This is a genomic window from Chamaesiphon sp. OTE_20_metabat_361 (genome assembly GCF_031364565.1).
Map to the genome: position 1 here is coordinate 1 of NZ_JANLWO010000027.1, position 3,807 is coordinate 3,807.

The 3,807-nt window shown below is 41.3% G+C and carries 7 protein-coding genes; 5 read left to right on the forward strand and 2 right to left on the reverse strand.

Features of this window, described 5'->3' with window-relative positions:
• Nucleotides 1-355: DUF6932 family protein (locus RMO35_RS00630; RefSeq protein WP_309737841.1), on the reverse strand; the 355-nt coding region annotated here is incomplete at its 3' end.
• A 263-nt stretch (nucleotides 356-618) separates the two neighbouring features.
• Here RMO35_RS00630 and RMO35_RS00635 point away from each other — a divergent pair.
• The 5 genes from RMO35_RS00635 (at nucleotide 619) to RMO35_RS00655 (ending at nucleotide 3,196) form a co-directional block, all read left to right on the forward strand.
• Nucleotides 619-852: a hypothetical protein gene (locus tag RMO35_RS00635; protein WP_309737843.1), complete on the forward strand. Its 234-nt coding sequence runs from the start codon at nucleotides 619-621 to the stop codon at nucleotides 850-852.
• Nucleotides 849-1,307, forward strand: coding sequence for an HNH endonuclease signature motif containing protein (locus RMO35_RS00640; protein WP_309737844.1), 459 nt, complete (start codon nucleotides 849-851; stop codon nucleotides 1,305-1,307). Before RMO35_RS00635 ends, RMO35_RS00640 begins: the two co-directional genes overlap by 4 nt.
• Nucleotides 1,308-1,336: 29 nt before the next feature.
• The gene (locus RMO35_RS00645) at nucleotides 1,337-1,909 is read left to right on the forward strand and encodes a hypothetical protein (RefSeq protein WP_309737845.1); all 573 of its coding nucleotides are present in this window, start codon (nucleotides 1,337-1,339) and stop codon (nucleotides 1,907-1,909) included.
• Nucleotides 1,910-1,931: 22 nt separating this feature from the next.
• The gene (locus tag RMO35_RS00650) at nucleotides 1,932-2,525 is read left to right on the forward strand and encodes an acyl carrier protein phosphodiesterase (RefSeq protein ID WP_309737846.1); all 594 of its coding nucleotides are present in this window, start codon (nucleotides 1,932-1,934) and stop codon (nucleotides 2,523-2,525) included.
• A gap of 155 nt (nucleotides 2,526-2,680) precedes the next feature.
• Nucleotides 2,681-3,196, forward strand: a complete 516-nt coding sequence (locus RMO35_RS00655; protein ID WP_309737848.1) for a hypothetical protein — start codon at nucleotides 2,681-2,683, stop codon at nucleotides 3,194-3,196.
• A 224-nt stretch (nucleotides 3,197-3,420) separates the two neighbouring features.
• On the opposite strand, the gene RMO35_RS00660 is transcribed toward RMO35_RS00655, so the two are convergent.
• Nucleotides 3,421-3,714, reverse strand: a complete 294-nt coding sequence (locus tag RMO35_RS00660; RefSeq protein ID WP_309737850.1) for a WGxxGxxG family protein — start codon at nucleotides 3,712-3,714, stop codon at nucleotides 3,421-3,423.
• Nucleotides 3,715-3,807 lie beyond the last annotated feature (93 nt).

Sequence of the window (3,807 nt, forward strand, 5' to 3'; positions counted from 1 at the left end):
CTCTATCTGTTTGAAAGAAACCAACAAAATTGGGATTGGGTTTGAGATCTCCCCCAAACCGATCTTGTTGAGCGGCTGCACTATCAAAAACCGGATCTAGACTATACAAATCTACTGTCATCGGATCGAAACAGCCATCAAAATCATTCGGCTGCTCTTTACTAGTGACAAAACTCCCACCAATATAAACAGTCGAACAACCTGCAATCGCCAGTTCTCTGAGAGCCTGCTTTAGCCCAACTAGAATCTGTTGTCGGTGAGAATTATTAGCGAACCTTACTTGAAAATCAGTCCAACTTACTTGGTAAACACCAGAGGGCAGATTTCCTAGATCGTCAAATGGGGGTAAAGTCACGGTTATCGAAATCGGGCACGGAGTCTTAGACAACATCAGAGTTGTAATGACACAATCATATCACAACTCTGATGTTTGGTGTCGATCTGAGATCGAACTCGAATGATGAAGAATCATTGGTATCACCGATTCTCGTTCCGAGACGCTCCGCGAACGAGGAAATCGTGGATCTGGATGAAAATGAAAATTAGAAAAGTGCCGATCGATATTAGCGTTATCATAGATAGCTGAAACATCAATCTCAGAACTCAAGACAACTAATCATGCAAGTAGTTATCAGTCCCCAATCCCTCCTAGAAACTGGTATCAGAGTCGAAAAAGTCGATGACTTACGGCTGTTCAAATTTACAGACGAGCTTCAAGATAAACTTGAAGAATTGATGTCCAAAAATCAGTCCGCAGTACTCACGACTACCGAACAGGAAGAATTAAATAGTATCAGCGAACTCGATCGCATATTCACATACCTCAATTCTCTATTGGTTGCCCAAAAATGAGTGTAAGTGAATTTACTAAAAAATATGTTCGTAGCCGAGCAGGTTATTTGTGTGAGTATTGTCACTCATCAGAAAAAATCAGTGCTTCTCGCTTTACGATCGACCATTTGCAGCCGCGATCTCTAGGTGGTGTAGACACAGAAGAAAATCTCGCACTTGCCTGTAATCGTTGCAACCAAAATCGATATAATTTTGTGGTCGGACGCGATATTGAAACATCTACTATTTTACCGCTGTTTAATCCACGAAATCAGTTGTGGCAAGAGCATTTTATATGGTCGATCGATGCAACTAGAATTATTGGAACTACTGCGGTTGGGCGAGCAACTTGTGACAGGCTAGACATAAATGATGACAAGTACAAGGGAGAAAGGTCGATCCGCGAAGCTCGTGCATTATGGCTCGAAGCAGGCTGGCATCCACCAGAAAACGATCCTCGGCAATTAGAAGTTTAAACTCGACATCGAGAAAAGTTAGCAAATTCATGATTACGAACATTGATGAACTAAAATCAGAAATTATGAGAAGAGGGATTGCTAGGGAAGAAGATTTAGTGGGTTGTGACGATCGAGAGTTAGAATCGATCGAGCAGCAATATGGAACGCTACCACTAGCTTACAAACAAATCATGAAACTTCTGGGTGGTCGCGCTCGCAAATGGTTGTGTATTAGTGAGTATGAAGACTTCGATCTATCAAGAGCAAAGCACTTGAGCAAGTGGATGCAAGAAGATGATTACTTAATAGATGAGACAGGTGCCAGTATTAGTAAACTAAAAAATGTTTTCTTTATATCTGGATACTATGCTGAATTTTGTGGTGGTATTCAATTTGTAAAAACAGGCGATAACCAAGTAGATTCAGTGGTTTATTGCATTGACATGGCTTATTCTGCCGATATTAATGAATGGCTGGACACAATAGAAGTTTACGATAAGTCTATTTGGGGATGGATAGAGGGCTATCTAAGTATAGTAGAAAAACAAATGTTGAAGGTAAAACCGAAAGCAGTACCAGAAGTTAATACATCATTTTGGCAAAAGCTATTCGGCAAATAACTAACTAACGATCGATGATATTATGAACTGGCTTGCTCACATCTTACTATCAGAACCAAATGTTGAGAATCGCTTAGGTAACTTATTGGGCGATTTGGTGAAAGGTAAAGACTTAGATCGACTCAATTGTAACTTAAGGCGAGGTATCAGTAGGCATTACGCGATCGACAAATTTACCGACAACCATCCAATTGTCAAAATCAGTAAGAAAAGGATCGATAAAGAATATAGTAAGTTTGCAGGCATATTAATCGATGTTTTTTACGACCATTTACTAGCAAAAAATTGGGCGATATATTCCGATACTATCTTCGCTGATTTTACGGCAGAGATATATGAATCATTTCAAAAATATTCAGGCGAGATTCCACCAGCGGCTAGACAAATAATCGGGTATATGGTGGATGGTGATTGGTTAACTAGCTATCGACACTTATCTGGTGTAGAACATGCTCTAGCTCGGCTCGATTATCGAATTAGAGCTAGGATGGGTGACAGAGTTAAGCTGGTTGATGCGATGCCAATACTGGAACGGGAGTCGATCGATCTCGAACGAGATTTTCATTCTTTCTTTCCACAATTACAGCACCACATTAAAGATGCGATATTTCAGTAAGTTTGAGTGCGATCGAGATCTCGTTAGTTATGAGTCAATAATTTCGCTATTTTTCCACACGCGATCGAGTTTTTATGAGAAAATAAAGTTAGATGAGCTTGCAAGGCGATGCAGCAAGTAGTCGATTGCTCTAACCCGATCGTTACTGGCATTAAATGTTATATCAATTCCGACAATTGCTGTGGCAGCAGCGAAAGTTCCTTATTATTTTTATTGGCCTGCTAGTTGGCATTTTTTTTAGCGTTCAATTATTTATAAACTTTCAAATTATTAATTTAACGATCGCGGCTGGGCCAGCTAGATCGGAGAGTTATCAACTGGCGCAAGCGATCGCTAACCAATTAGTGGTCTATGACTCTAGAATCAGATTGCAAGTGTTGGAAACTATCGGCTCCGATCGAAATCTCGAATTATTACAAGCTGGCAAAGTCGATCTAGCATCGATCCCGGTTAATAATTCGGTATCTAATAGTGTCAAATTAGTTTCTTACTTATTTAACGACTTATTTCAGATCGTGGTGTCCGAAAATAGCATCAAACAGATTGCCGATCTCAAAGGCAAACGGATTGCCATCCCGCCTGTCGAAGATCGAGCGAATGATTTTTTCTGGATTTTACTCAAAATTTGCAATGGCGATCGACGCTTTCGATCGGGATCGGATTGCATTTGAATCGCTTCAGTCGATTCGGTTTACGTGGGACGCTACGATGTCCGCACTTAAAGATCGCGAAGCCTATTTATTACGCTAAAGCTAATCGATCGTTTCTAAAAAGATCGAAAGAGAGTGAGCATGGATTTGTCAGCTTACTCTCTTTTATATACAGCTTCCTGGTTCAACATTCGTCAGACTGTGATGGCTTGGAGCCAAATTACGACAGAGACAAGTAGCCAGAACTAGCGGATGCTAGGGTCGCGGTAGACAGGTGCGTCATCCCGACGGGTAGTGTTGTGAGTCTCTTCTTTCCGACGCCCCATCAATCCGAATAAGCCGAGCAATCCAGTCAAGCCCCACAGACCTCGGTCGTCACTGGTATTATTTTCATAACGAGTAGTAGTAGTTCCAGTGGTGCCAGTACCTTGAGTACCAGTACCTGTTGATGTTTGAGCGGCAGCGGGGGACATGGGTACAACTGAAATGATGGTAGCCAGGATGCCCGCACTAAGCAATGCGATCGAAGATGATTTCATGGTTTGAACTCCTTGAGTGAGTAGATGTGTGATAGTTGCCTTACGACCGATTTAACTTATCGGCTTGACTTCTTACTAATTTACAGGAGCTAG

What these genes read in the sequence shown, in the direction of transcription:
- RMO35_RS00660 (WP_309737850.1), bottom strand. Translation starts at nt 3,714, where the DNA reads ATGAAATCATCTTCGATCGCATTGCTTAGTGCGGGCATCCTGGCTACC.
- RMO35_RS00655 (WP_309737848.1), top strand. Translation starts at nt 2,681, where the DNA reads ATGTTATATCAATTCCGACAATTGCTGTGGCAGCAGCGAAAGTTCCTT.
- RMO35_RS00645 (WP_309737845.1), top strand. Translation starts at nt 1,337, where the DNA reads ATGATTACGAACATTGATGAACTAAAATCAGAAATTATGAGAAGAGGG.
- RMO35_RS00640 (WP_309737844.1), top strand. Translation starts at nt 849, where the DNA reads ATGAGTGTAAGTGAATTTACTAAAAAATATGTTCGTAGCCGAGCAGGT.
- RMO35_RS00635 (WP_309737843.1), top strand. Translation starts at nt 619, where the DNA reads ATGCAAGTAGTTATCAGTCCCCAATCCCTCCTAGAAACTGGTATCAGA.
- RMO35_RS00650 (WP_309737846.1), top strand. Translation starts at nt 1,932, where the DNA reads ATGAACTGGCTTGCTCACATCTTACTATCAGAACCAAATGTTGAGAAT.